The organism is Polynucleobacter victoriensis (assembly GCF_900187875.1).
Lineage (GTDB): Bacteria > Pseudomonadota > Gammaproteobacteria > Burkholderiales > Burkholderiaceae > Polynucleobacter > Polynucleobacter victoriensis.
The window spans coordinates 893,389-918,609 of the sequence record NZ_FYEX01000001.1 but is presented as its reverse complement, the minus strand read 5'-3'; the positions used below and the strand labels follow the sequence as shown (position 1 = coordinate 918,609).

General features: G+C 41.9%; 25 protein-coding genes, 1 tRNA gene and 1 pseudogene. 9 read left to right on the top strand and 18 right to left on the bottom strand.

Annotated features, from left to right (window positions below; translation table 11 throughout):
- Nucleotides 1–6: 6 nt before the first annotated feature.
- From CFR83_RS04780 to gatC, 4 genes are read right to left on the bottom strand one after another with little or no spacing between them, the layout of a single operon-like run.
- Nucleotides 7–612 (bottom strand): DUF484 family protein, encoded by a 606-nt coding sequence (locus CFR83_RS04780; RefSeq protein WP_088812811.1) that lies wholly within the window; start codon nucleotides 610–612, stop codon nucleotides 7–9.
- Entirely contained in the window at nucleotides 609–2,078 is a 1,470-nt protein-coding gene (gene gatB, locus CFR83_RS04775) for an Asp-tRNA(Asn)/Glu-tRNA(Gln) amidotransferase subunit GatB (RefSeq protein ID WP_207758564.1), read from the bottom strand. The genes CFR83_RS04780 and gatB overlap by 4 nt, the downstream gene beginning before the upstream one ends.
- Nucleotides 2,075–3,571: an Asp-tRNA(Asn)/Glu-tRNA(Gln) amidotransferase subunit GatA gene (gene gatA, locus CFR83_RS04770; RefSeq protein ID WP_088812809.1), complete on the bottom strand. Its 1,497-nt coding sequence runs from the start codon at nucleotides 3,569–3,571 to the stop codon at nucleotides 2,075–2,077. Before gatA ends, gatB begins: the two co-directional genes overlap by 4 nt.
- Nucleotides 3,568–3,861 carry an Asp-tRNA(Asn)/Glu-tRNA(Gln) amidotransferase subunit GatC gene (gatC, locus tag CFR83_RS04765; protein ID WP_088812808.1) on the bottom strand — a complete coding sequence of 98 codons (294 nt, stop codon included), beginning with the start codon at nucleotides 3,859–3,861 and terminating at the stop codon, nucleotides 3,568–3,570. The genes gatA and gatC overlap by 4 nt, the downstream gene beginning before the upstream one ends.
- A gap of 67 nt (nucleotides 3,862–3,928) precedes the next feature.
- On the opposite strand from gatC, the gene CFR83_RS04760 reads away from it, so the two are divergent.
- The 5 genes from CFR83_RS04760 to rodA are packed head-to-tail and all read left to right on the top strand — an operon-like array spanning nucleotide 3,929 to nucleotide 9,481.
- A complete protein-coding gene (locus CFR83_RS04760) occupies nucleotides 3,929–4,972 on the top strand; it encodes a rod shape-determining protein (protein ID WP_088812807.1) in 1,044 nt (347 codons plus the stop codon).
- Between the two features lie 27 nt (nucleotides 4,973–4,999).
- Entirely contained in the window at nucleotides 5,000–5,914 is a 915-nt protein-coding gene (mreC, locus tag CFR83_RS04755) for a rod shape-determining protein MreC (RefSeq protein WP_088812806.1), read from the top strand.
- Nucleotides 5,911–6,429, top strand: a complete 519-nt coding sequence (mreD, locus tag CFR83_RS04750) for a rod shape-determining protein MreD (RefSeq protein ID WP_088812805.1) — start codon at nucleotides 5,911–5,913, stop codon at nucleotides 6,427–6,429. The genes mreC and mreD overlap by 4 nt, the downstream gene beginning before the upstream one ends.
- An 8-nt stretch (nucleotides 6,430–6,437) precedes the next feature.
- Nucleotides 6,438–8,357, top strand: coding sequence for a penicillin-binding protein 2 (gene mrdA / locus CFR83_RS04745; protein ID WP_088812804.1), 1,920 nt, complete (start codon nucleotides 6,438–6,440; stop codon nucleotides 8,355–8,357).
- Nucleotides 8,339–9,481, top strand: a complete 1,143-nt coding sequence (gene rodA, locus CFR83_RS04740; RefSeq protein WP_088812803.1) for a rod shape-determining protein RodA — start codon at nucleotides 8,339–8,341, stop codon at nucleotides 9,479–9,481. The genes mrdA and rodA overlap by 19 nt, the downstream gene beginning before the upstream one ends.
- A gap of 44 nt (nucleotides 9,482–9,525) precedes the next feature.
- On the opposite strand, the gene CFR83_RS04735 is transcribed toward rodA, so the two are convergent.
- Nucleotides 9,526–9,810 (bottom strand): HU family DNA-binding protein, encoded by a 285-nt coding sequence (locus CFR83_RS04735; protein ID WP_088812802.1) that lies wholly within the window; start codon nucleotides 9,808–9,810, stop codon nucleotides 9,526–9,528.
- Nucleotides 9,811–9,962: 152 nt separating this feature from the next.
- On the opposite strand from CFR83_RS04735, the gene CFR83_RS04730 reads away from it, so the two are divergent.
- Both CFR83_RS04730 and hemP read left to right on the top strand, forming a co-directional pair.
- The gene (locus CFR83_RS04730) at nucleotides 9,963–10,508 is read left to right on the top strand and encodes a hypothetical protein (RefSeq protein WP_088812801.1); all 546 of its coding nucleotides are present in this window, start codon (nucleotides 9,963–9,965) and stop codon (nucleotides 10,506–10,508) included.
- An 85-nt stretch (nucleotides 10,509–10,593) separates the two neighbouring features.
- Nucleotides 10,594–10,764: a hemin uptake protein HemP gene (gene hemP, locus CFR83_RS04725; protein WP_088812800.1), complete on the top strand. Its 171-nt coding sequence runs from the start codon at nucleotides 10,594–10,596 to the stop codon at nucleotides 10,762–10,764.
- Here the strand turns inward: hemP and CFR83_RS04720 are convergent, their stop codons facing one another.
- The 12 genes from CFR83_RS04720 to def all read right to left on the bottom strand — a co-directional run bounded on the left by CFR83_RS04720 (nucleotide 10,765) and on the right by def (nucleotide 20,654).
- Entirely contained in the window at nucleotides 10,765–11,115 is a 351-nt protein-coding gene (locus tag CFR83_RS04720; protein ID WP_207758550.1) for a hypothetical protein, read from the bottom strand.
- Entirely contained in the window at nucleotides 11,112–11,762 is a 651-nt protein-coding gene (locus CFR83_RS04715) for a glutathione S-transferase N-terminal domain-containing protein (protein WP_088812799.1), read from the bottom strand. The genes CFR83_RS04720 and CFR83_RS04715 overlap by 4 nt, the downstream gene beginning before the upstream one ends.
- Nucleotides 11,737–12,672, bottom strand: a complete 936-nt coding sequence (locus tag CFR83_RS04710; protein WP_165765050.1) for a ketopantoate reductase family protein — start codon at nucleotides 12,670–12,672, stop codon at nucleotides 11,737–11,739. The genes CFR83_RS04715 and CFR83_RS04710 overlap by 26 nt, the downstream gene beginning before the upstream one ends.
- A 35-nt stretch (nucleotides 12,673–12,707) precedes the next feature.
- Nucleotides 12,708–13,217 carry a DUF1003 domain-containing protein gene (locus CFR83_RS04705; RefSeq protein WP_088812797.1) on the bottom strand — a complete coding sequence of 170 codons (510 nt, stop codon included), beginning with the start codon at nucleotides 13,215–13,217 and terminating at the stop codon, nucleotides 12,708–12,710.
- Between the two features lie 76 nt (nucleotides 13,218–13,293).
- Nucleotides 13,294–13,369, bottom strand: a tRNA-Phe gene (locus CFR83_RS04700).
- A gap of 50 nt (nucleotides 13,370–13,419) precedes the next feature.
- The gene (locus CFR83_RS04695) at nucleotides 13,420–14,088 is read right to left on the bottom strand and encodes a response regulator (protein ID WP_088812796.1); all 669 of its coding nucleotides are present in this window, start codon (nucleotides 14,086–14,088) and stop codon (nucleotides 13,420–13,422) included.
- Nucleotides 14,089–14,096: 8 nt separating this feature from the next.
- Nucleotides 14,097–16,328: a sensor histidine kinase gene (locus tag CFR83_RS04690; RefSeq protein WP_088812795.1), complete on the bottom strand. Its 2,232-nt coding sequence runs from the start codon at nucleotides 16,326–16,328 to the stop codon at nucleotides 14,097–14,099.
- Nucleotides 16,329–16,330: 2 nt separating this feature from the next.
- Nucleotides 16,331–16,903, bottom strand: coding sequence for a DUF4390 domain-containing protein (locus tag CFR83_RS04685; RefSeq protein ID WP_088812794.1), 573 nt, complete (start codon nucleotides 16,901–16,903; stop codon nucleotides 16,331–16,333).
- Nucleotides 16,904–16,915: 12 nt separating this feature from the next.
- Nucleotides 16,916–18,220: a 16S rRNA (cytosine(967)-C(5))-methyltransferase RsmB gene (rsmB, locus tag CFR83_RS04680; RefSeq protein ID WP_088812793.1), complete on the bottom strand. Its 1,305-nt coding sequence runs from the start codon at nucleotides 18,218–18,220 to the stop codon at nucleotides 16,916–16,918.
- Nucleotides 18,213–19,073, bottom strand: coding sequence for a zinc metalloprotease HtpX (htpX, locus tag CFR83_RS04675; RefSeq protein WP_088812792.1), 861 nt, complete (start codon nucleotides 19,071–19,073; stop codon nucleotides 18,213–18,215). Before htpX ends, rsmB begins: the two co-directional genes overlap by 8 nt.
- 97 nt (nucleotides 19,074–19,170) lie before the next feature.
- Entirely contained in the window at nucleotides 19,171–20,145 is a 975-nt protein-coding gene (fmt, locus tag CFR83_RS04670) for a methionyl-tRNA formyltransferase (protein WP_088812791.1), read from the bottom strand.
- Entirely contained in the window at nucleotides 20,145–20,654 is a 510-nt protein-coding gene (gene def / locus CFR83_RS04665) for a peptide deformylase (RefSeq protein WP_088812790.1), read from the bottom strand. Before def ends, fmt begins: the two co-directional genes overlap by 1 nt.
- A gap of 72 nt (nucleotides 20,655–20,726) precedes the next feature.
- On the opposite strand from def, the gene dprA reads away from it, so the two are divergent.
- A complete protein-coding gene (dprA, locus tag CFR83_RS04660; RefSeq protein WP_088812789.1) occupies nucleotides 20,727–21,407 on the top strand; it encodes a DNA-processing protein DprA in 681 nt (226 codons plus the stop codon).
- Nucleotides 21,408–21,499: 92 nt separating this feature from the next.
- Entirely contained in the window at nucleotides 21,500–24,112 is a 2,613-nt protein-coding gene (locus CFR83_RS04655) for a DNA topoisomerase III (RefSeq protein WP_088812788.1), read from the top strand.
- A gap of 38 nt (nucleotides 24,113–24,150) precedes the next feature.
- On the opposite strand, the pseudogene CFR83_RS08420 reads toward CFR83_RS04655, so the two are convergent.
- Nucleotides 24,151–25,203, bottom strand: a pseudogene (locus CFR83_RS08420) (FAD-dependent oxidoreductase); the annotation flags it as partial.
- Between the last annotated feature and the right edge of the window lie 18 nt (nucleotides 25,204–25,221).

Genomic DNA, 25,221 nt, shown 5'->3' with positions numbered 1-25,221 from the left:
CTAATCCTATTCCTTAGATCTGGTAATTGCTGCCGACGCCAACTCACCGATTTGATCTAAATAGACACTGCCCATATCAGCGGTGAACTTTTCTGGGTGATGACTCGCCAACAAAATCTGAGCATTTACATTTGACAAATTAATCACTGCCAAGCTTTTTATCTCATCATTTAGATGAGGCTCAAACGCACTTCCAGCCTTATCTGCACTACCACAATAGCTTGGCAAATCGAGGCCATCAACTAACTTCACCAATTCAATACCAAACACACTTGCCAAGCCATCAGCAATCGTGGATCTGACGTCAGACTCTGACTTAGCCAAAAGCAAACTTTTTAACCAAGCAATCATCAGACCTTGTGTTTTGTCATTTTGACTACCGAATCTGAGCATCTCTGAAAGGCGCTGATTTAAGGCTTGATTTTGTTGACGCAAAACACCTAACTGACGCTCTTGCAATGAAATCGCTCTGTCACCATGCGGGTTTTTTAACTGAATCTCAGATAAAAGTTCTGCATGTCTGTCAAAAAAGCCCGGCGTTGCTTTGAGCCACTCAGCAACCAAAGCTTCACGCTCTTGTTGCTCAATCGAATTAGTTTCATTTTGTGTCATGTTTTGCTCAACTTATCTGTTAACAACTTATTAACTTGTTGTGGATTAGCCTTACCTTGAGTGGCTTTCATAATTTGGCCAATCAAAGCATTAAATGCCTTTTCTTTTCCAGCCCTAAATTCTTCAACTGATTTTTGATTTGCTGATAGAACTTGGTCAATAATTGCTTCAAGAGCTCCACTATCGCTAATTTGCTTAAGCCCCTTGGCTTCGATGATTCGATCAACAGCATCAACATCTGTTGCTCTCTCATCCCACATCACTGCAAATATTTCTTTGGCAATCTTGTTAGAAATAGTTCCATCAGCAATCCGCTCAATTAGCTTTGCTATTTGTTGTGGGTTTAATGGTGATTGATCTGCGCTAATGCCATCTTTATTAAGGGCAGATGCAAACTCTCCAGCCATCAAGTTAGCTGCGGCTTTAGCTTGATCTTTATTGAGCTGCTTAACCAACGCCTCGTAAAACTCAGCTGTCGACTTTTCTTGGGTCAGCACTTGGCAATCATATGCGGATAAACCAAAACTAGCCTGCCAACGTTCCGCCTTCTGAGCAGGTAACTCAGTCATTTCAGCACGTTCTTTAGCAATCCACTCTTCAGAAATGATTAATGGCAACAAATCTGGATCAGGGAAGTAGCGATAATCGTTAGCATCCTCTTTACTACGCATGCTACGAGTTTCTTTTTTATCTGGATCGTACAAACGAGTTTCTTGAATAACTCTGCCGCCATCCTCAATTAACTCTATTTGTCTTCGTACTTCATACTGAATAGCTTCTTCTAAAAATCTAAAGGAATTCAGATTTTTAATTTCGCAACGTGTGCCAAATTCAGCTTGCCCCTCTGGGCGAACAGAAACGTTGGCGTCGCAACGGAATGAACCTTCTTGCATATTGCCATCACACACACCCAACCAGACAACCAAGCTATGCAATGCCTTTGCATATGCAACTGCCTCTGCAGCACTTCGCATATCTGGCTCAGTCACAATTTCCAATAAAGGTGTACCAGCTCTATTAAGGTCTATGCCACTAGAAGGCTCACCATGTGGGCCACGAAAATCTTCATGCAGTGACTTGCCCGCATCTTCTTCAAGATGCGCTCTTGTTAATTGAACAGTTTTAGCAACGCCATCTAAAACAATATTGACCTTGCCACCCTGTACAACCGGAATCTCAAATTGACTAATTTGATACCCTTTTGGTAAGTCTGGATAGAAATAGTTCTTACGAGCAAAAATACTAAATGGCGCAACATGCGCACCCACAGCCAAACCAAATCTAATTGCGTGGGCAACTGCTTCTTTATTTAAAACAGGTAGCACACCAGGCAAGGCTAAATCAACAGCGCAAGCTTGACGATTTGGTTCCGCGCCAAAATTAATTGAAGCGCCACTAAAAATTTTTGAGTTTGTTCTTAGCTGCGCATGGGTTTCCATGCCGATCACAACTTCCCACTTCATCACAAACCACCTTTCTGAGAGAACGGTGATTGCGCCTTGTGCCAATCAGTCTCCAACTGATAAGCATGTGCAACTTGTAAAAGTTGGGCTTCGGAAAAATAATTGCCAATTAACTGAATACCGACTGGCATCTGATTGTCACCAAACCCACAAGGCATGCTCATTGCAGGCAAGCCAGCCAAATTCGGTGAAAGCGTATAAATGTCTTCTAGATACATTTGCGTAGGGTCTGAAACCTTTTCACCAATTTTCCCAGCAACTGTAGGTGCAACTGGGCCAGCAATAATGTCGCAAGACTCAAATGCATTCTGGAAATCTTGCGCAATAATTCTGCGGATACGCTGCGCCTTCAAATAATATGCATCGTAATAGCCATGTGATAGAACATAAGTTCCAATCATGATTCTGCGCTTTACCTCTGCGCCAAAACCTTCCGACCTTGATCGCTTATACATATCCAGTAAATCATCATATTTATCTGCGCGGTGACCATATCGCACACCATCAAAACGACTTAAGTTACTAGATGCCTCAGCCGGTGCAATCACGTAATAAACAGGAATCGATAATTCTGTTTTTGGCAAAGTAACTGGTACGCACTCTGCGCCCATTTTTTTTAGTTGTTCAATTGCAGCCTCAACAGCCTGACGAACATCAGAGCTAAGTCCATCACCAAAATATTCTTTTGGCAAACCAACTCTTAAGCCCTTTAAAGGCAAGCCGGCTTCACCACTCCAGGTCTTGCCTAAATTTTTTGTGTAATCTTCTTTTGCTCTATCCAAGCTTGTTGAATCTTTAGCATCATGCCCAGCCATGACATTCAACATGATTGCGCAATCTTCTGCCGTTTTTGCCATGGGGCCCGCTTGGTCTAGCGAAGATGCATAAGCAATCATGCCAAATCGAGACACTTTTCCGTAAGTCGGCTTTATCCCAGTAATGCCACATAGTGATGCTGGCTGTCTAATTGACCCGCCCGTATCGGTACCTGTAGCCGCAAGGGATAAACCAGCTGCAACTGCAATCGCTGAACCACCTGATGACCCCCCTGGGACTCTATCAATAGCCCATGGATTTTTTGCAACGCCTGCGTATGAACTCTCATTAGTTGAGCCCATCGCAAATTCATCCATATTCACCTTGCCCAAGCAAACCATGCCCGCTCCACGCAACTCAGCGACAACATGTGCATCAAATGGGCTAAGGTAATTAGTTAATATTTTTGAGCCAGCTGTTGTTTTCCAATGCTTAGTAACAAATACATCTTTATGAGCAAGAGGTATGCCCATCAACAATGACTTGTTTCCACTTGCCAGTTGCTCATCAGCCAACTTGGCCTCATGCATTGTTTGCTCTTCATTAAGGTCAACAAATGCATTTAATTCAGCAGCACCCGAGATGCGTTGCAAGAAATAAGCTGCCAACTCTTGACTGCTAACTTCTTTTGTCTGCAAGCTAGTAGATATCTCTTTAATTGTTTTGGTATGCCAGCTCATTCAATCACCTTTGGCACCAAAAACAAACCATCATGCTCTGCTGGCGCATTTTTCATATAAGCATCGCGCTGATCTAACTCAGTTACAACATCGTCACGCAACGGTTGCGCAATAGTCATAATTTGCTCAATTGGATGAGCTAACGGTTCAATGTCATCTGTATTGACTGCCTGCATTTGCTCTACCAAGTTAAAGACTTTTTGTAGTTGCTCAAGAGTTGCCTTAGCCTCATCTTCTGAGATGGCTAAATGGGATAAATGCGCTATGCGCTTAACGTCTTCGAGATTCATTTGTCCTGCTGCGGTATCATTAAAGGGTTCATTAACGTATTAATTAATCTATTTTCCCACTTATATTATGTTTGGTCTCTTTCGCAACTACTTTTCTAATGACTTAGCCATCGACTTAGGCACTGCCAACACCCTGATTTACATGCGTGATAAGGGCATTGTCCTCGATGAACCATCTGTTGTGGCAATTCGCCAAGAAGGCGGCCCTAACGGTAAAAAGACTATTTTAGCCGTTGGTAAGGAAGCCAAACAGATGCTTGGCCGCGTTCCAGGCAATATTGAAGCAATTCGCCCTATGAAAGATGGTGTTATTGCTGATTTCACCATCACAGAACAAATGCTTAAGCAATTCATCAAAATGGTTCACGAGACCAAATTGCTTAAACCTAGCCCTAGAATCATTATTTGCGTGCCTTGCGGCTCCACTCAGGTAGAAAGACGCGCAATTCGTGAATCAGCATTAGGCGCTGGCGCATCTCAGGTGTACCTCATCGAAGAGCCTATGGCCGCAGCTATTGGCGCCGGATTACCAGTTTCAGAGGCTTCTGGCTCGATGGTTGTTGATATTGGTGGCGGCACCACAGAAGTTGGTGTTATGTCCCTTGGCGGCATGGTTTACAAGGGCTCCATCCGCGTTGGTGGAGATAAATTTGATGAAGCCATCATCAATTACATCCGCCGCAACTACGGCATGTTAATTGGCGAGCAAACATCTGAAGCCATCAAAAAGACTATTGGCTCGGCCTTCCCTGGTTCTGAGGTAAAAGACATGGAAATTCGTGGTCGCAACCTATCTGAAGGTATTCCAAGAAGCTTTACCGTTACTAGCAACGAGATTTTGGAGGCCCTAACAGATCCTCTCAATCAAATTGTTACCGCTGTTAAGGTTGCACTGGAGCAAACACCCCCTGAGCTAGCATCAGATATCGCCGATCGCGGCATGATGCTTACAGGCGGCGGCGCGCTATTGAGAGACTTAGATCGTCTCTTGCTTGAGGAAACAGGCTTGCCAGTGCACGTTGCTGAAGATCCTTTGACATGCGTTGTTAGAGGCTCAGGCATGGCTTTAGAGCGCATGGACAAACTAGGCGGCGTATTCTCACAAGAATAAGTCGCCTAAGCAGCTACCGAGATTTAATTGCAGCTTAGTCCACCTCCACTATTTAAACAAGGCACGCCAGCTTTAATCAAGCTGGCTGCTTGCCTTTTGGTCAGCCTAATTTTGATGGTAGTGGATTATCAATTCAAAGCAATGGGGCACGTACGTTCAATTGCGAGTTTTCTGCTGACTCCTTTCGAAGCCATCATGCTTGCGCCAAGAGATGGTCTCATAGCCAGCTACGACTACCTAACCACTAAAGGTTCACTTGAGCAAGAAAACGAAGCTCTAACAAAGCGAGTGGCTGAATTAACCTTGCTGGCCAATCAATCTGAATTATTCATGTCAGAAAATGCACAGCTAAGAAAACTAATTGGTATACAAGAACAAACTCGCTTCAAAATATTAATTAGTCAAATTCTCTACAGCCCCAATAACCCGCTTTCGCAGCGAGTTGTGATTGACAGGGGTGCAAGTAGCAACATCACCCCGGGCCAAGCCGTTGCCGACCACCAAGGAATTGTTGGGCAAGTTGTTCGAGTGATGGAAAAAAAATCTGAAGTGGCTTTATTGGACGATCGTGACATGGTGATTCCAATTCAGGTTGCTAGAAACGGCTTAAGAGGAGCATTACACGGCAACGGCAGGGGTAGACCTTTAGAGTTAAGACACATGGCAGCTGTAAGTGATTTACAGGTCGGCGATGTATTAATGACCTCAGGTATAGATGGTGTTTATCCACCAGGATTTGCCGTAGCCACTGTCGATAAAATTGATCGTAATGTAGATAAAAATTTTGCTTACGTCTACTGCTCACCAGTAGGCGGGGTCAATCGTTTTAGGCACGTCATGATTCTTTTTTATGATGCAGGTTTTGGACCTAGACCAGACCCGTCTAAAGCTATTAAACCTGTAGAAAACAAATCTAACCGCTTATACAGAGGCAAGCCATGATTGAAAGCGGTTACATTCTTCGACCTGCCAACCCATTATTTATAGGCTTTAGCTTATTTGCAGCTCTATTGCTTAATTTTTTACCCCTGGGCAATGCTCCCTGGGTGCCCGACTGGTTATTAATTTGCTTGGTCTTTTGGACAATCTACCAACCTCGCAGAGTGGGAGTGGTTTGGGCATTTTCGTTGGGGCTCATTATGGATGTACACAACGGTAGCCTATTAGGCCAGCATGCATTTATGTACCCAGTAATCGCTTTCTTTGGTATTTACTGGCAAAGGCGTGTTTTAGGCTTTGCCAGAGTTCAGCAAGCACTACATCTTTTACCTTTGTTTTTTGCAGCCTCAATTTGGCCGCTTGCAATTAGATGGATTGCATCAGGTGAACTACCTCTGTGGGCGTGGGCTAGTTTATTTTCCGCTTTTATCGAGGCGCTATTGTGGCCTGTTGCAGTGTGGCTTTTGTTAGCCCCTCAAAGACGACCTACTGATGTTGATCTAAATCGTCCGATTTAATTGACTAAATGAATAGATTTGGCAAATCCCAACCAACGGTCAAGTCTTTCCAAGACAGGCTTGGCATTGCTATGCTGTTCGTTTTGGTGTGCTTCTCAATTTTGTTATTACGCTTCATCTGGCTTCAAGTATTTACTCATCATCGCCACTCTGCTGCAGCCGAAAATAATCGTATAGCGCTAGTGCCAGTGCCAGCCAATCGCGGCTTAATTATTGACCGTAATGGTATTGTGATTGCTAGGAACTATTCAGCATACACCCTCGAAGTAAATCCTTCGCAAGTTGAAACAAGCCTCACTGAGTTACTTGATGAACTCTCAACGGTTATTGATATTCAACCGAAAGATAGACGTAATTTTTTAAAGCTTGCTGGTGAATCTAAAACATTTGATTCTTTTCCAGTTAGAACTTTATTAAGTGATGTAGAGGTTGCCAGATTTACTGCTCAACGATTCAGATTTCCAGGGGTTGAGATTAGGGCACGCCTCTTTAGGCAATACCCTTATGGTGAATTAGCATCACATCTAATTGGCTATATTGGCCGCGTCTCGCAAAAAGATCGAGAAAAATTAATTGCTGAATTGGACTCGAGCAAAAGCTTAGACGAAGATTGGGCTCAAAGAAAAAATATTAATCTGCTTGGCATGCCTTATATCGGGAAGATTGGCGTAGAACAAAGCTATGAATATGCACTAAGAGGCTCTCCTGGCTTTGAACAAGTTGAGATTACTGCTGGGGGGCGCGCAGTTAGAACCCTTTCAACATCTTCATCTACTCCAGGTAAAAATCTTGTTTTGTCGGTTGATATCAAGTTACAAGCTCTTGTTGAAGAACTTTATGGAAAACGACGTGGCGCTTTTGTAGCGATTGAACCAGAAACAGGCGACATTCTCGCCTTCGTATCTAAGCCTAACTTCAATCCAAATGATTTCGTTGAAGGTATTGATGCAGGAACCTGGAAGGCTCTTAATGAATCACTTGAAAAGCCTCTCTACAACAGGCCTTTAAAAGGTATCTATCCGCCAGGCTCTACATACAAGCCATTTATGGCGCTAGCCGCTCTTGAAACTGGCAAGCGAACCCCAAGTCAATCCATTTCAGATCCTGGTTTTTTTACTTTTGGCAATCACACCTTCAGAGATGACAAAGTTGGTGGTCACGGTAGTGTAGATATGGCTAAATCCATTGTCGAATCTTGTGACACCTACTATTACCACTTGGCCAGAGACATGGGCGTCAACATGATGCATGACTTCATGAAGCCACTTGGATTCGGTCAAATTACCGGTATCGATCTCGAAGGTGAAATCCGTGGGATCTTGCCATCCACAGCTTGGAAAGAGCGCTCATTTAAAAAACCTGAACAACAAAAATGGTACGAAGGAGAAACCATTTCTCTCGGTATTGGGCAGGGATACAACAGCTTTAGTATTTTGCAGTTGGCGCACGCCACAGCAAATCTGGCCAATCAGGGTGTGGTGATGAAACCGCATCTTGTTAAGTCAATCGAAGATCCGATCAGTAAACAACGGACTCTTACAACACCCAAAGAGAGTTATAAGATTCCTCTTAAAAAAGAAAACATTGATGTAATTACTAATGCAATGCTTGACGTTAATAGGTTTGGAACTTCGGCGGCTGCTTTTAAAGGTGCCTCATACAATGCGGCTGGCAAAACAGGGACAGCGCAAGTATTTAGCTTAAATTCAAAGTCATACAGTCACAGTAGCACGCCAGAGTTTTTACGGGATCATGCTTTGTACATTGTTTTTGCACCAGCTGAAAAACCAAAAATTGCCATTGCGATGGTGGTAGAAAATGCTGGGTTTGGTGCAGCACAAGCGGCACCTATTGCTCGTAAAGCACTTGATTACTATATTGAAGGGCGTTGGCCTAAGGAGATTCCAGAGTGGAAAAACGCTCCTTAATTAGTCGCTTTGATTTTTTATGGTCTGGCCTAGATAAAACTCTTGGGCTAATAGTGCTTGGTTTAGTAGCCATCAGCATGGTGACATTCATTTCTGCAAGCAGCGGTACGCCTGTTAAATTCATTGATCAACTTCGCAATTTAGCTTTGGCCTATTCTGTGATGCTACTGGTTTCAAAAATTCCCCCTAAGTGGTTGGAAAAATCTGCCGTTTGGATATACAGCTTAGGTATTGCATTGCTGCTTGCTGTAGCTGCTTTTGGCTTAATCAAAAAAGGTGCGCGTCGCTGGGTGAATATTGGTGTAGTGATTCAACCATCAGAAATCATGAAAATTGCTATGCCATTGATGTTGGCCTGGTATTTTCAGCGCAGAGAAGGTGTGCTTAAAAACTGGGACTACGCAGTTGCTGTGCTTTTACTCGCATTACCAGTAGCATTAATTGCCCGTCAACCAGATCTTGGTACTGCTCTTTTGGTTGTAGCAGCAGGACTCTACGTGATTATCTTGGCAGGGTTTCCTTGGAAGTACATCATTCCGGTTGTTGCATTAGGAACCTTTTGTATTTTGCTAATCATTATTTTTGGATCATATATTTGCGATCCTCAACTAGCTTGGCCAATATTGCACGACTATCAAAAACATCGCATTTGCACATTATTAGATCCAAGTACTGATCCATTGGGTAAAGGTTTTCACACCATTCAATCAGTTATTGCAATTGGGTCAGGTGGCATCTTCGGAAAAGGGTGGCTAAACGGCACACAAGCTCACTTAGAATTTATTCCAGAAAAACATACTGACTTTATTTTTGCAGTCTTTTCTGAAGAATTTGGCTTAATCGGTAATGTAGTTTTATTAGCATTATTCGCAGCGCTAATCCAAAGAGGATTTGCCATATCGTCTAATGCACCAACCTTATTTACAAGACTGTTAGGCGGCTCTATTACTCTTATTTTCTTTACCTATGCTTTTGTAAATATGGGCATGGTCAGCGGACTACTACCTGTTGTTGGTGTACCACTTCCATTCATTAGTTATGGTGGTACTGCACTTGTGACTCTTGGGGTTGGGGTTGGCATCTTAATGAGTATTCACCGATACAGGCGCCTAGTTCAAAGCTAATAAAAAAGCCCAGCAATGCTGGGCTTTTTTTATCGCCACTTGGCTTATTTTTTGCGCTTGTTTACCGCATCTTTGAATGCTTTACCAGCTGTGAACTTAACAGTTTTAGCAGCAGCAATCTTGATCGCTTCACCAGTTTTAGGATTGCGGCCAACACGTGCAGCACGCTTACCTGAACCAAATGTACCAAATCCAATTAATTGAACGCTATCACCTTTAGTAACAGCTTTTTTAATGTTGTCCATAATTGAGTTCAAGGCAAACTCTGCCTTTGCTTTAGACAATTCTGATTCTTCTGCAATTGCAGTAATAAGTTCTGCTTTATTCAATTTATGCTCCTTATCAATCGTTGTATGATGAGTTGTACGTAATTAATACGCCGTTTAAATTGTAACCACAATTTTTGTAATATAAATGGCTTTTTTAATAGGTTTTATATAGAAAAATCCTGTTTTTCTATGCTCTTATATCAAAAGTAATAATGTCAAATCTTTTAGTGGGCGCCTTTATAGTTTTTTGCTCTGCAGCACTTTATGCAATCTTCTTTGGCCTTAACTCTTTTTTATTTCAATCCCTAATTTTTTCTTCAGGGGTCTCTTGGATTTTTCTCCCTGCAGGATTACGACTCGTACTAACTCTATTGTTCGGCGGCAAAGGTGCGCTAGGGATTTCAATAACATCTATATTAATTGGAATATTTTTTTACTTTTCAGATCCCATCATTGCACTTGGGGCAGGCATCTTGGGAGGTCTTGCACCATACATAGCTCGTTTAACTGTGTTCAAAGATTTGAACGTGATGACAAACCTAGCAAATCTTGATGGCTCTAAATTGCTTAACTGCATCTTTATTTACTCTCTTATCAGCCCCATATTGCATCAGGCTTGGTTCACTTTAACAATCCCAAACAATTATTTTTGGGATAACTTGGGGGTGATGATCATTGGCGATTTAATTGGCTCGCTAATCATTGTTTATCTATCCAAAGGTCTAATTTTTATCTCGAAAAAATATTCAAAGACCTGATCGCACCCACTAGCTATAAGCCCTGCTGTAAGTAGTGATTTTCAATGTTTTATGATTGAGTCTCTTTCAAAAGAAGAGAGTCAACATGACAAAACAAGACACAAAATTCCTCACAAAGGATAGCAGTCAAGAAACAGCTCAACTGATTGATAGCAAACAATTGGTTGGCAAACTGGGGTACTTAAATATTTTGCACGAAGGAGAGGTTTATCGCCTTCGTGTTACAAAATTTAGAAAATTGATTTTGACTAAGTAGTCACTCCACAACAATCACATCAGAAACAAAATGCCCAGTGTCACCAAAACAACTGGTGGGAACTCCCACGTGCTCTTTATAGACTAATGCAACGCGCTTACCCATACTGTCGTTAATTTTTTTGACAACCATCTCATCATGAACGGTAAAGTTAAATTTTTCTGTAAGAGTTCCTGGAATGTTAATCATTGCCAGCTCACCCTCCCAAGTTTTGCAAATCCAACCTTTTTTAGAAAATTTTTGCACGTAACCAGCACGTTCGCCAGCTGAGTAGTTCCACGTTAATGTCAACCAGGTATAAATGCAGAACAAGCAGGCTGCCAAAAAGATAATTGCTAAAAAACGTTTCATAGCTTCTCCAATGAAGCATCCTGCCATACAGGATGCTTTTGCATAATACTCAAGAACAATTCTGACTCCATCCAATCATTTAACCATTTTTTAAGAGGTTCTAATTGATATAGGCTAAACAATGTTTCATCAACCATATGAAACTGTCTGATAAATGGAAATATTGCTACATCTGCCATTGAAAGTTTGGCCCCAAGCAAAAATTGTGCTTTCATGAGTCGATCATTCAAAGGTCTTAAATGTTGATTCAAAGCACTTGTTAAAACATCCACAGGATTTAGTTCGGGAAACCTGCTCGGATATTTGTATTGATCTAATATTTTTTTAAATGAGCTATCGTTGGCGTCTATCAACGTATTTACATCTACAGTATTTTCATCAGTTAACCAACCGTCTGGATCATGTTGGGACAACGCCCACCTCATGATGTCTAAACTTTGCTCTAGGACCAAGTTGCCATACTGCATAACGGGCACAGTAGCCTTAGGAGATATCGCCACCATTGATGGGGGCTTTTCTTTAAGAGAAATTTCTCTAATTTCTACAGGTATACCTGCATAGGCAAGAGCCATCCTTGCCCTCATTGCATAAGGGCAACGCCGATATGAATACAGTATAGGTTTATTGGCTAACGGTATTAATGCCATTTTTTTCTAGCATTTTTACTAAAGCATAGATTGCTTGATTAGCAGATACACTCAAGCCGTACTCTGCCCCACGTCGAACAATTAACCCATTCAAATAATCTATCTCGGTAAGCTTACCTTTTGCCAAATCTTGTGCCGTAGATGATTTCTGACCTGACATGGTGACGCCAATTGCATGATTTACCTGGTCTGCCTCTGCAGAGCTAATTACGACACCTTCTTTTTCTGCAACCATTAAGCATTCTTTTGTAATTTGATTGATGAGGCTCACAACCTCTGATGTGCTCACCATCTTTCCATATTGAATTTGACCAATTGCAGAAATTCCGTTGTAACTACAGTTAACTAAAAACTTAAGCCAAAGATCTTTTTTGATATTGCTTGATATCTCGCAGGGTATCTTTGATTTCTGAAAAAAGTCTGATAGCTCATTCAATTCATTTGACTTACCGCCCAAGGATCCAAGAACAAGCTCACCACGACCAAAATGTTTTAACTTTCCTGGGCCAACCATTGCAGTTGCAACATAAACAACTGTTGGATAGGTCGGGTTATCTACTAGCTTGGTTATGCGCTCCGCATTATCTACACCATTTTGCAAGCTCAGTATCACAGCATTTTTATTTAAGTATGTCTTAACATGATTGATTACTGATTCTGTATCGGGAGATTTAACACAGCACAAAACAATGTCAGCGCTAGCAAGAGGCAAATAGTCAGATTGGGCCTTAACTGCAACATACTCTTGAAATCCTTGGCAATCCATATACAAACCATTTTTACTAATAGCCTCTACATGATTGGCTCTAGCAATCAGTGTTACATCATGACCAGCTCTTGCAAGCATTCCACCAAAGAAACAGCCTACCGACCCAGCACCCAGAACAACAATTTTGGGAGATTTATTCAAATTTAAGTTCTCAATAAATAAAAATTATTTAGTAATTAATTATTTCTGCTCTCAAGTTTTTCACTAAGCTCTTGCACGGTCGCAATCAACATGGCCAACTCTTTTTCTTTCATCATGTCTATTTTTTGATGCAGCAGCTCAATCTCTAACTCAGCCTTAACATTTACTTCAAAATCATTATTAGCTTGATGTCGATCTATATCAGCCTGCCTATTTTGACTCATCATGATTGCAGGTGCTGTATATGCCGCCTGAAAAGACAAAATCAAATTTAGCAAAATAAATGGATATGGGTCCCAAGGACCATTATTGATTGAATTAAATGATATCCAACCAATAATACAAATGGTTTGGCCAATGATAAATTTCCAAGAACCAACCGCTTTAGCTACTTGATCTGAAATTTTCTGCCCCAGAGTTAGCTCTGCTGGGCTATCAGCATGTAACTTTGTTTGATGTGGATATCTTTGTCGATGTTTGCGCCTATGTTCTCGCAAACCTTCTAGTATTTTTAACTCTTGTTGTGTTGGCGTAATTACTGACATAGCGAACTCCATTTAATTCTCACTATGTTTACTTTACGCCAAAAACAAAACCACCCGAAGGTGGTTTGTAGATTCTTGGTGGCCCGGGGCGGAATCGAACCACCGACACAAGGATTTTCAATCCTCTGCTCTACCGACTGAGCTACCAGGCCAAGAAACGAGGATTATATACGAAACCTTTGATTAAACCCTAAAATCTGGATTAATCGCCCTTGAAGTGCCCAACATCAATACCCAATGCTTTTAGTTTTCTATATAAGTGGGTTCTTTCTAGGCCAGTTTTTTCTGAAACCTTTGTCATACTGCCGGCAGCACCCGCTAAATGGTATTCAAAATAAGCTTTTTCAAACAAGTCTCTGGCTTCTCGCAATGGCAAATCAATATAACTAAGATTAAATGTCTCTGCTTCTGGCTGTTGTGGGGCTGCACTTTCTTGTTGCTTTAAATTTGTTGCCGCCACAGGTTGTGATTCAACCTTAGCCGGCGTTGCAAATAAATCTTTAGGTGGGGCTTTTTCTAGTGCCTGCTCAACTGTTTTAAGTAATTTCTGTAAAGCAATTGGCTTTTCTAAAAAATTAACAGCTCCAATGCGAGTGGCTTCAACAGCAGTATCTATCGTTGCATGCCCTGACATCATAACCACCGGCATAGTTAGTTGGCCGTTTGTAGACCACTCTTTCAAAAGAGTTACGCCATCAACATCGGGCATCCAAATATCCAAGAGTACTAAGTCTGGCTCTAGGTTCTCTCTTGCATTTCTCGCTTCTTGAGCATTTTGCGCAGCAATGACCGAATGACCCTCATCAGTCAAAATCTCATTGAGCAACTCTCGAATGCCCATCTCATCATCAACAACCAAAATACTTGCCATAACTTACTTTACTCTACCAGTTGATTGAAATATATAGAAACTTCTGCGCCTATAACTTGATTTTCTTCCATGCGATTTCGCAATTCAATTCTCGCACCATGTTCGTCAACAATTTTTTTCACCATTGCCAAGCCCAAACCCGTGCCCTTAGCTTTCGTCGTCACATATGGTTCAAATGCTCTACTCAAAATTCTTGGGGCAAATCCTGTGCCAGCATCTAATATGCTTAACTTAACAATTCCTGGGCCAGCATTTGCACTTTCAGGATATGGCAAAAACTCTGTTTTAACCAAAATAGCAAACTGATTATTTTGGTGTGCCTCTACACTTGCATCAATACCGTTCTGTATTAAGTTGTGAACAACCTGCCTGATCTGTGTTGCATCAGCCAAAATTAATGGGCAGGATGCGTCTAAGTCTGCCTTAACGGGGCTACCCTCATAAAGCCCCAAAACATCTATAACTAAATTATTGACAGACAAACTTTGTAAATTCGCTTCCGGAGTTTTAGCAAAATCTCTGAAGTCATTCACCATCTGTTTCATAGCTTGAACTTGCGTCACAATCGTTGAAGTGCTGCGTTCTAAAAACTCCTGCTGGTTGGCGTCCAAATGCTCTTTCAACTTTAACTGCATTCTTTCGGCAGATAACTGAATTGGTGTTAGTGGATTTTTAATCTCATGAGCTAGGCGCCTTGCAACTTCCCCCCAAGCAATTGACCTCTGCGCAGTTATCACCTCAGAAATATCGTCAAACACAATAATGTGTAAATGGCTTGGCAATGTTGTCCCTCTAACCAACAATGTGATTCCGTTTTCATGTTGTGCATCTATGGTCGCAGGGTCATCTAAGATGATTTGCTTTTGCCAATGCTCTGAGTTGTCGACGCTAGAAATCTTATGTTCGTTGAAAGCATCTTTAATAGCCGCTTCAAACTTTTGCAAGCGCTCTAAATGACCTAAGTTTTTTCCAATTAAATTATCTAAAGATGTACCAAAAATTCTAGAGGCGCCTGGATTTGAAATGACTAATTGATAATTTGCATCTAAAACGCAAACACCTGCTGTCAAATTTGATAAAACACTTTCAGAAAATGCTTTGGCGTCCTCAAGAGAATTTCGGGCTTCCAATAGTTGCCTAGTCATCACATTGAACTGCTTCGTTAATAGTCCAAGTTCATCACCAGTATTAATTTCAGGTTTTGGAGAAAGATCGCCCTCCGCAACCGCTTTAGTCCCCTTAAGTAACATAATTAAGGGGTAAGCTAATTGTCTGCCTAGCAGCAATGCCAAAGTCATGGCTATAAATAAAGCCAAGAACAATGTGATTGTTAGGGTGCCGATATACATTTTTCTGAGCCCAGTTCGACCCAGAGCTTTTTCCTGGTACTCAACATAAGCTTCTTGAACAGCTAGCGCGTTGTTACTTAGATTTACCGGCATCTCTTTAACTAACAACAAGAACTTGTCTTCTGATTGCTCACGCAGGTTAAATGTGCCCAAATTATTTGAGCCAGTTATAACAACCGGCATAACCAATTTAATCGTGTACGAAGTTTTATTAATGGCTTGGTTAGGCTCATCTACTTGAGAGAAATACCCCAAGGATTTTGCTTGTTGCAACTTATCGGCCTGAACCATTTCTGAAACATATGAACTCAAGCCCAAGCTAGCGCTAGAAATAACTTTTCCAGCACTGGTAAATAACGTGACCTCCTGAATGTCGATTAATTGGCGCTGACGTGATAACACCAAAGTCATGCCACCCTCACCAGATGATCTTGATGCAGATTGAATCTGATTAGCTAAATCTCGACCCTTAAGTAATAAATCTGCTTTAGCAGTTTCTATAGTTGAGCGCCCTAAATTTAAACCTGCCTCTAACGCCTTTTCAACCTTTACATCAAACCAAGACTCAATACTGCGAGACACAAACTGTAGAGATACGCCATACAAAATTGCTCCTGGCAACACACCCACCAAAGCAAAAAACATGGCTAATTTAGCAACAAGTCTTGCACCAAAGTATTTTTGTCTCCACCGGATAGCAATACTTGTTATCAAAACAATAATGACAGCAAGAAAAATAATGCCCACCAAAATATTTGCGGCATACAACCATGCAAAATATTCATCAAAAAATGAAGTATTTGCTGAGGCAACCGCCAAAAGACCCAGCAAAATCAAAGCTAAAAAAACAACTATGCCCACTAAGAATGGTTTAGCTAATAGCTTTAGCATGACTATTGTCCACCTAAAGCTTTAAGCGAAAAATCAAAGCGATACCACTCACTTTGTAGATTCCAAGACTTAGAGTTAATTGCATTCACCTGAAAAGGCTTAGCCAACTGATTCGTATCTAAGCGCATACGTATTGAGGCTTGGTATGTTTGTGCTGGGTCTAAAAGACCAGGCTCAATCACAACCCAGTCTTCTAGTGTTTTAACTGCAATTAATGCTTGCTTGAGTGAGGACGCACTAAAACTAAAGTTACCCAAAGTAACTCTATATTGATTAGTTAAAGCCTGATAAGAAATCTTTGAAACGCGCTGCGCCTCAAGCAGTTTTGCATCAAACCAATACCACCTTGATTTTGTGACATAAAAATCTGTCACGAAATGCAATGTAACGCCCTTGTTGACCAATTGCTCAAGCGTTGGATTGAGCTCTAGTGCAATATCAGCGTTTAAAGCCCAAGATTTATCTAGTTGCTGAAGGTTAACTTTATTAAAGATGATTTGATCTGCACGCACACTCCCCATCGATGCAATCATCGAGAATGTAATTACAAATATCAGCCTTAGTATTTGATGCATGCGTATTGGTTATTACTTTTTTTCTTTCTCAAACAGGGCATAAAAGAAGCCATCGTGCTCTTTAGATGGCAATATTTGTCCCGGGGCATCTAATCGTAACGCATTTGGCATAGAACTCAACCACCAGCGTGCTTGCAACTCCCCTTCTTCTGGAAAAACCGAACATGTCACATATAGCAACTTACCGCCCGGCTTAAGCAAAGACCAAAGTGCCGTTAATATTTTCCTTTGCATTACCTGTAAATTTTTAATATCTACTTCTTGGCGTAAATATGTAATATCTGGGTGGCGCCTAACAATTCCCGATGCAGAACAAGGTACATCAGCCAATATTGCATCATATAGCTCGCCATCAAACCAGCTTTCCGGTTCTGATGCATCACCTACCAAAACTCGAGCATTCTCTAATTTCAAACGATCTAAGTTTTCTTGAATTCTTTTAGCTCTTGCAGGATCAATCTCCAGTGCATCGAGTTGAATATCAAATAATTCTAGTAACTGAGCTGTTTTTCCACCTGGGGCAGCGCATGCGTCTAAGACCTTTGTACCCGGTTGTAAATTCAACAAGGTGCCGGCTAACTGTGCCCCTGCATCTTGAACAGAACATGCACCCTCAAAAAAACCAGGTATTTGACTTACCGGGACAGGTGTAATTAATTCAATCGCATTGTTTAACCGAAGTCCTGCAATTGAACTGATTTTTTTATGGCAAAGACCAGCATCATCAAGCCTTTTTAAATATAAGTCTTGTTGCTCTATGGCAGTCTGCCTTTGGTTAAGTCGCAACGTAAGAGGCGGCCGATCCTTCGAAGATTGAATAATATTTTGAGCCTGCTCAGAATATGCATGTTTAATTTTTCGCAACCACCAATCAGGATAAGAAGGGTTTTTGTCTTCTGATATCTCTTGATATAAGTTTTCGTTTCTTAAAACTCTGCGCAATACGGCGTTAATTAACCCTTTTGCATAAAACAAGTTTTTATCTAAATGGCAAACGTTGACTGCTTCATTAACCAGCGTATGCATTGCGTACATGGGTTCATGATCTTTTTCGGGAACCAATGCAATAGCAGCCCACAAAACATAAAGGGTTAGTCCTGATGGAGTTTTTTGGACGTACTGATTAAGAACTTCTTGTACCCAATAGCCTCGCCTTAAAGCCTGAAACGTAATACTTTGAACCGCAGGACGTAACCCTATTGGAACTATTTGTATAGCAGAGGTTAAAGATGTGCCATCTTGAACCTCTTGTAATACTTTGGCTGACTCAAAAAGCGCTTTTGATAGGCTTGCGCCTTGTTGTTTATTCTCAGACAGGGTAAGTTCCAGTTCTTGCCATTTCCATCAAGCGCGAGACTCTGTCATCGGTTGGTGGGTGTGTTGAAAAAAGGCCTGACAATCCTCCGCCAGAGAGTGGGTTCATGATCATCATTTGCGCTGTTTCTGGGTGATTCTCAACAGCATTAAAAGATCTATCGGTAGCATAACGGTGTATCTTTTCTAACGCCACCGCAAGCGACTCAGGATCGCCGCTAATTTCTGCGCCCCCTCTGTCTGCCTCATACTCGCGGGCACGAGAGATTGCCATTTGTATAAGGCTTGCGGCTAAAGGCGCCAATATAGCCACCAAAATGCTGGCAATTGGATTAGATGGGCGACCTTCAGAATCTCTACCACCAAAGAACATTGCAAAATTTGCTAGAGCAGACAATGCTCCTGCCATCGTGGCAGATATCGTTGAAATCAAAATATCACGATGCTTCACATGCGCCAACTCATGCGCCATCACTCCACGAATTTCTCTCTCAGAGAGTATTCGAAGAATTCCAGTTGTCGCAGCAACCGCAGCATTTTCAGGGTTACGACCAGTAGCAAATGCATTGGGTGCATCTTCTTCAATTAAATAAACTTTTGGCATCGGCAGCCCCGCTTTACCCGCAAGCTCTTTGACCATTCGATAAAAATGGGGCGCGGTCACCTCATCTACTTCCCGCGCATTCATCATGCTAAGAACCATCTTGTCGGAGAACCAATAGCTGAAAAAGTTCATGCCAAAGGCTAAAAGCAGCGCCATCAACATGCCTTGCTCACCACCAATCATTCCGCCAACAACAATAAATAGGGCGGTAATGCCTGCCATCAATATGGCCGTCTTAAACCAATTAAACATCTTGCAAATCTCCGCTAGGTGAATTCCTGTAAATTCTAGATTCAGAAAATGGCTCTAGCATCATATGTGTGTAATTGTTGATTTATTCAAGGGGTTGTTAATTTAAAACATCCCCAACTTGCCACCCCATAGCCTTGGCCAGCTGATCGGCTGGCGCTTTCTTGCCACCCGGCTTTTGTAGCTCTACTAATAGAATGCTGCCTAAACCAGCCGCCACCTCAACCCCGTCACGACTTATGTCAAGAATTTCTCCTGATGGGCGCGACATATTATTTGTAGATGAAAGTTTTGAGAGCCAAGCCTTAATCATTGATTCATTTTTTTCAAACAAAGCTCCTGGGAAAGGATTAAAAGCCCTAATTTTTTGATCTATTTCTTTTGCTTTGGCTGTCCAATCGATTCTGGCTTCTTCTTTTAATATTTTTTTAGCGTAAGTAACGCCATCAATTGCCTGAGGCTTGCTGACTAACTCACCATTAAGCTCAAAGTCATTCAATGCTTTCACAATCATTTCACCACCAAGTAATGCCAATGAATCATGCAATGAGGCTGTGGTTTCTTTGTCTGAAATGGGTATTTCCTTCATGGATACCACTGGACCAGTATCAAGGCCCAAATCCATTTGCATGATGGCAATGCCTGTCGCACTGTCACCAGCTTCAATGGCTCTATGTATTGGGGCGGCACCCCGCCACCTAGGCAACAACGACGCATGTATGTTTAAACAACCAGCCCGATTTGGTTTTTCTGCTATCTCAAAAACCTCTTTCGGCAAAATCAAACCATATGCGGCAACAACCATGACATCAAATTCACACTCACTTAATTCTTTCAGCGCATTAGTTGCTTCAGCAGAGCACTTGCCATCCAACCTTAAAGATGTGGGCTGTATAACTTTAATTTGTTTTTCTACCGCAAACTGCTTGACTGGGCTGGCCTGTAGGTTCATGCCTCGGCCCGCTGGTCTATCAGGCTGAGTCATCACCATCACAACCTGATGGCCGGAGCCATAAATGTGCTCTAGAGCAACCCTAGCAAATTCTGGTGTGCCGGCAAAAACCACTCTGAGCATTAAATCTCACCCGCTTTAGATTTCTTCTTGAGTTTTCCAGCAATTCGCATTCGCTTTAATGAAGATAAATACTCAACAAAAACTTTGCCCTTTAGATGATCCATTTCATGCTGAATACAAACAGCCATTAAACCATCGGCATGTATCTCAAAAGACTTACCATCTATATCTAAGGCCCTAACCTTCACCTCTGAAGGGCGCAATACCTCGTCATAAAAATCTGGCACAGACAAACATCCCTCTTGCCACACTTTCTTTTCTTCACTAGCCCAAGTTATTTCTGGATTAATAAAAACCTGCAATTGATTTCTCTCATCCGACAAATCTATAACAATGACTTGCACATGGGCATTAACCTGCGTTGCCGCCAAACCAATGCCTGGGGCCTCGTACATTGTTTGCGCCATATCAGAAACCAATTGCTTAATCTTTTGATTTATTTCAGCAACGGGTTTAGCCACAGTATGTAAGCGTGGATCAGGGTAATGAAGGATAGGTAGTACAGCCATTTCAGAAAATTCTTACATAAAGTTCAGGGATTGCTGATTGCTTGAAAAAATAGAATTCCAGACAATTTAGTGATGCTTCCAATTATCTCAATCAATCAAAAACACCCCTATTATCCAAGCAGATTACTAGATTTGTCTGATGCCCCGAAAGAAATTTACTGTCTAGGCAACATTAAGGCGCTAAAAATGCCCAGTGTTGCAATTGTCGGCTCTCGCAAAGCATCTAATCAGGGTCTTAAATATGCCCGAACCTTTTCACAGGCACTAGCTAATCAAGGATTTTGTATTGTTTCTGGTTTAGCCGAGGGCATCGACGCAGCAGCTCACCTGGGAGCATTAGAATCTAACCACCCAATCCCAACAATTGCTGTCTGTGGCACTAGTCTGGATAAGTGCTACCCCAACAAGAATCGAGCTTTATTTCAACAAATCAATCAAATGGGCCTACTAATTTCAGAGTATCCAGTAGGCACCGCCACAAAACCATTCTTCTTTCCCCAAAGAAATAGGTTAATTGCTGCATTGTCTTTGGGCACACTTGTGGTGGAAGCCGCCATTAAGTCTGGGTCATTGATTACTGCAAAATGTGCCAATGAGCTTGGTAGGGAGGTTTTTGCCATCCCCAACTCAATCTCACGACCGAGCTCAGCTGGCTGCCACCATCTCATTAAAGATGGCGCAAAGTTAACCGAAAAGCCCTCTGACATCGTTGATGAAATGAGATTTTTTCTTAAAACATGGTCCTATAAATAGCAATTTTTTGAATTTTTTCCTAATTTTGCATTTATCGGTTAATAATAAAAAAAGGAAATTAATTTAATTTGACCCCTCGGGAAGTCTTTAACGTGGCAAAAACTAGCACTCAATCCGGGCCCAATAAGGCTTTAATCATTGCTGAAAAACCATCAGTTGCGGCTGACATTGCTCGTGCTTTGGGTGGATTTACTAAGCATGAGGATTACTTTGAAAGCGATGAGTTCGTCGTTTCATCTGCTGTAGGCCATCTTTTAGAGATAGCCGCTCCAGATGCGTATGAGGTTAAACGTGGCAAATGGTCTTTTGCAAACTTACCCGTTATACCGCCTCACTTTGACTTAAGACCCATTGCTAAAACTGAAGCGAGACTAAAAGTTTTACAAAAACTGATCAAACGTAAAGACATCAATCGTTTAATTAATGCATGTGACGCGGGGCGTGAAGGTGAGTTGATTTTTAGATTGATTGCGCAACATACCAAGGCACCTCAAAAAATTGAACGCTTATGGTTACAGTCCATGACACCTCAAGCGATTCGTGATGGTTTTACAAAATTACGTAGTGATGAAGAATTACATAACATAGCAAATGCAGCGCGCTGTCGTTCAGAATCAGATTGGTTGGTTGGCATCAATGGCACGCGCGCCATGACTGCATTTAATAGCAAAAGCGGTGGCTTCTTTTTAACAACAGTAGGACGCGTACAGACGCCAACCTTATCAATTGTGGTTGAAAGAGAAGAACTTATCAGAAAGTTCATTTCTAGGGACTACTGGGAGGTAACTGCTGAGTTCATCTGTGCTGCTGGCATATATCAAGGCAAATGGTTTGACCCTAAATTTAAAAAAGAGTCTAAAGATACTGCGGTAGATCCTGAGAAAAAAGACAACCGCTTGTGGAGTGAGGCTGCGGCTGCAAGTATTGTTGCCGCATGTCATGACAAGAGTGGCAAAGTCACTGAGGAATCAAAACCTAGCACTCAAGCAGCGCCACAACTATTTGATTTAACTAGCTTGCAAAGAGAGGCGAATGCCCGATTTGGTTTTTCAGCAAAGAATACTTTGGGTCTTGCACAAGCGCTTTACGAAAAGCATAAAGTTCTGACATACCCAAGAACTGACTCACGAGCGCTTCCGGAAGACTATTTACCTACAGTTACAAGCACGTTAGAAATGCTTGCCGATAGTTCAGACAACTATTACCCATTTGCGTCACAAATTTTGAATAACTCTTGGGTAAAACCAAATAAAAAGATTTTTGATAACAGCAAAATTTCTGATCACTTTGCCATTATTCCAACGCTACAAGCACCCAAAAATCTTTCTGAACCAGAGCAAAAGTTATACGACCTAGTTGTGCGCCGCTTTATGGCAATATTTTTCCCTGCGGCAGAATTTAAAGTTACCACCCGTATTACTGAGGTCAGCGGTCATTTATTTAAAACAGACGGCAAAATTTTGACAAGCCCCGGCTGGTTAGCTGTTTATGGCAAATCCATACAAGATGACAAAGAGTTGGTGCCTGTTGCGCCAAACGAAAAAGTTCAAACAGAATCTGTCAGCCCTGTACCACTAAAAACAAAACCACCCGCACGGTATACGGAAGCCACGCTACTTTCTGCCATGGAAGGTGCGGGTAAATTAATTGATGATGATGACTATCGTGAAGCGATGTCAGAAAAAGGCCTTGGTACACCAGCAACCAGGGCAGCCATCATTGAGGGCTTGCTTGCTGAAAAATATATGGTTCGAGAAGCTAGGGAATTAATACCTACAGCCAAAGCTTTTCAATTGATGACTCTATTGCGTGGACTTGGCGTTGAAGAACTTACCCAACCTGCATTAACTGGCAATTGGGAACATAAGCTTGCCTTAATGGAAAAAGGCCAAATTGACCGCAACACTTTCATGCAAGAAATTGCTCAAATCACACAACGTATCGTCAAACGCGCAAAAGAATATGACAGCGACACGATTCCAGGTGATTATGCTGACCTAAAAACCCCTTGCCCGCACTGTGGTGGATTGGTAAAAGAAAACTACAGGCGCTTTGCTTGTGAAAAGTGCGGTTTTTCTATTAGCAAAATACCTGGGGGCAGGGCCTTTGAATACGATGAAGCTGAGGCTTTAATTGCCAACAAAGAAATTGGCCCACTTCAAGGCTTCAGAAGCAAAATGGGGCGCCCATTTGCTGCCATCATTAAATTAGTAACAATTCCAGAAGATGACAAAGATTATCCAAATGCTGGCTTCAAATTAGAGTTTGATTTTGGCAATAGCCAAGATGACGATACTGAGGAGGTGGATTTCACGGGTCAAACTGCTTTGGGGGCATGCCCTAAGTGCTCCGGCGCAGTCTATGAACATGGCATGAAATATCTATGCGAACGCAGTGTTGGGCCGAGTAAGTCATGTGATTTTTCAACAGGTAAAGTTGTTTTGCAGCAAGAAATTTCTCGAGAACAAGTTGCTAAGTTGCTAAGCGAAGGTAAAACAGATTTACTAACCAACTTTAAGTCTTTGCGAACAGGCAGAGGATTTAAAGCTTATCTTGCTCGTCAGGCAGATGGAAAAATTGGCTTTGAGTTCGAGGCGCCAGCCAAAAAACGCGCCGGCAGCAAGGCTGAGGCTAAATCATCTGATAAACCTGCGCCGGCCAAGCGCGCCCCAGCTAAAAAACGCTCATCAAAAAAAGCTGATTGACGCAACTCTTCTGTCAGGTGTTCAGAATACATCTGGCAGGCTAGGGCGGACCACATTACCCCTCTAGAACCTAATGCAGTTAAAACATATAGGCCGGGGTGACCCTTAACTGGCCCCATCACTGGTAGTCGATCTTTGGCAACGCATCGGATTCCAACAAATGCATCTATTGGCTTTAGCTCTGAGCCATCATATAAATCACCAAACATTTCCTGAATTAGCGTTTGGTTTTCTAAATGACTTTTTTTCCACATTACCAAGTCATCTTCGTTTTCATCATACGTTGAACCAACCGACCAATGATATGAGCCGTCATCTTGTTGTGTTGGTGGCAAGCAATAAACTTTCCCTGATATCGCAACAACTGGTTTTGTTTGCGCCCAAGTACTATTAGGTCCATAGCTAAATGTTGATAACTGTCCCCTAACTGGCTTTAAGGGCAACTCAATTCCAGCGCTTGCGGCAACAGTTCTTGCCCCCAACCCATTTGCTAGAAATATTCGCTTGGCCGATCCAATCAACTCTTGGTTGACTCCATAAACGTGCCAATATTTATCTTTGTATTGAATACCTGTGACAACACAAGACCATCTTTTTTGTTTTTCTTGTAACTTGCCCAAATGGTCCTCAGCAATTTTTTTTAAATTAACCCAGCCCCCTTCAGGAAAAAACGTGCCCGCTAAGGATGCACCTACAATACCCAAGGATTCACTTGCTTCTAATGGCCTAGCCATTTCTGCATTAAACCCCTGAGATAGCAAGCGCTCACTCATTATTTTTTTATCAAACCCTTTTGGCTCTCGAGGCAAATGTAAAACCCCAGATTTTGACCAATAATCCGTCCATATTTCTCGCGCCTCTTTGAATGCAAGCATAGTCAAACGTTGCAATCTTGATGCACCACGACCGATATATGGGTGACATAGAGCAAACCCATGCCCACTTGTACCGCAGCCTGGACCAGGAGCCCCGTCAACCACCAAGAAACTTTCTATGTCATTGTTTTTTATAGATTTTACTATAGCTGCACCGGCTACTCCCGCACCAATAACAATTGCATCATAGGGTTTTTGGTCTTTTGGAATATTCATGGCTGCCTTTATAATGCA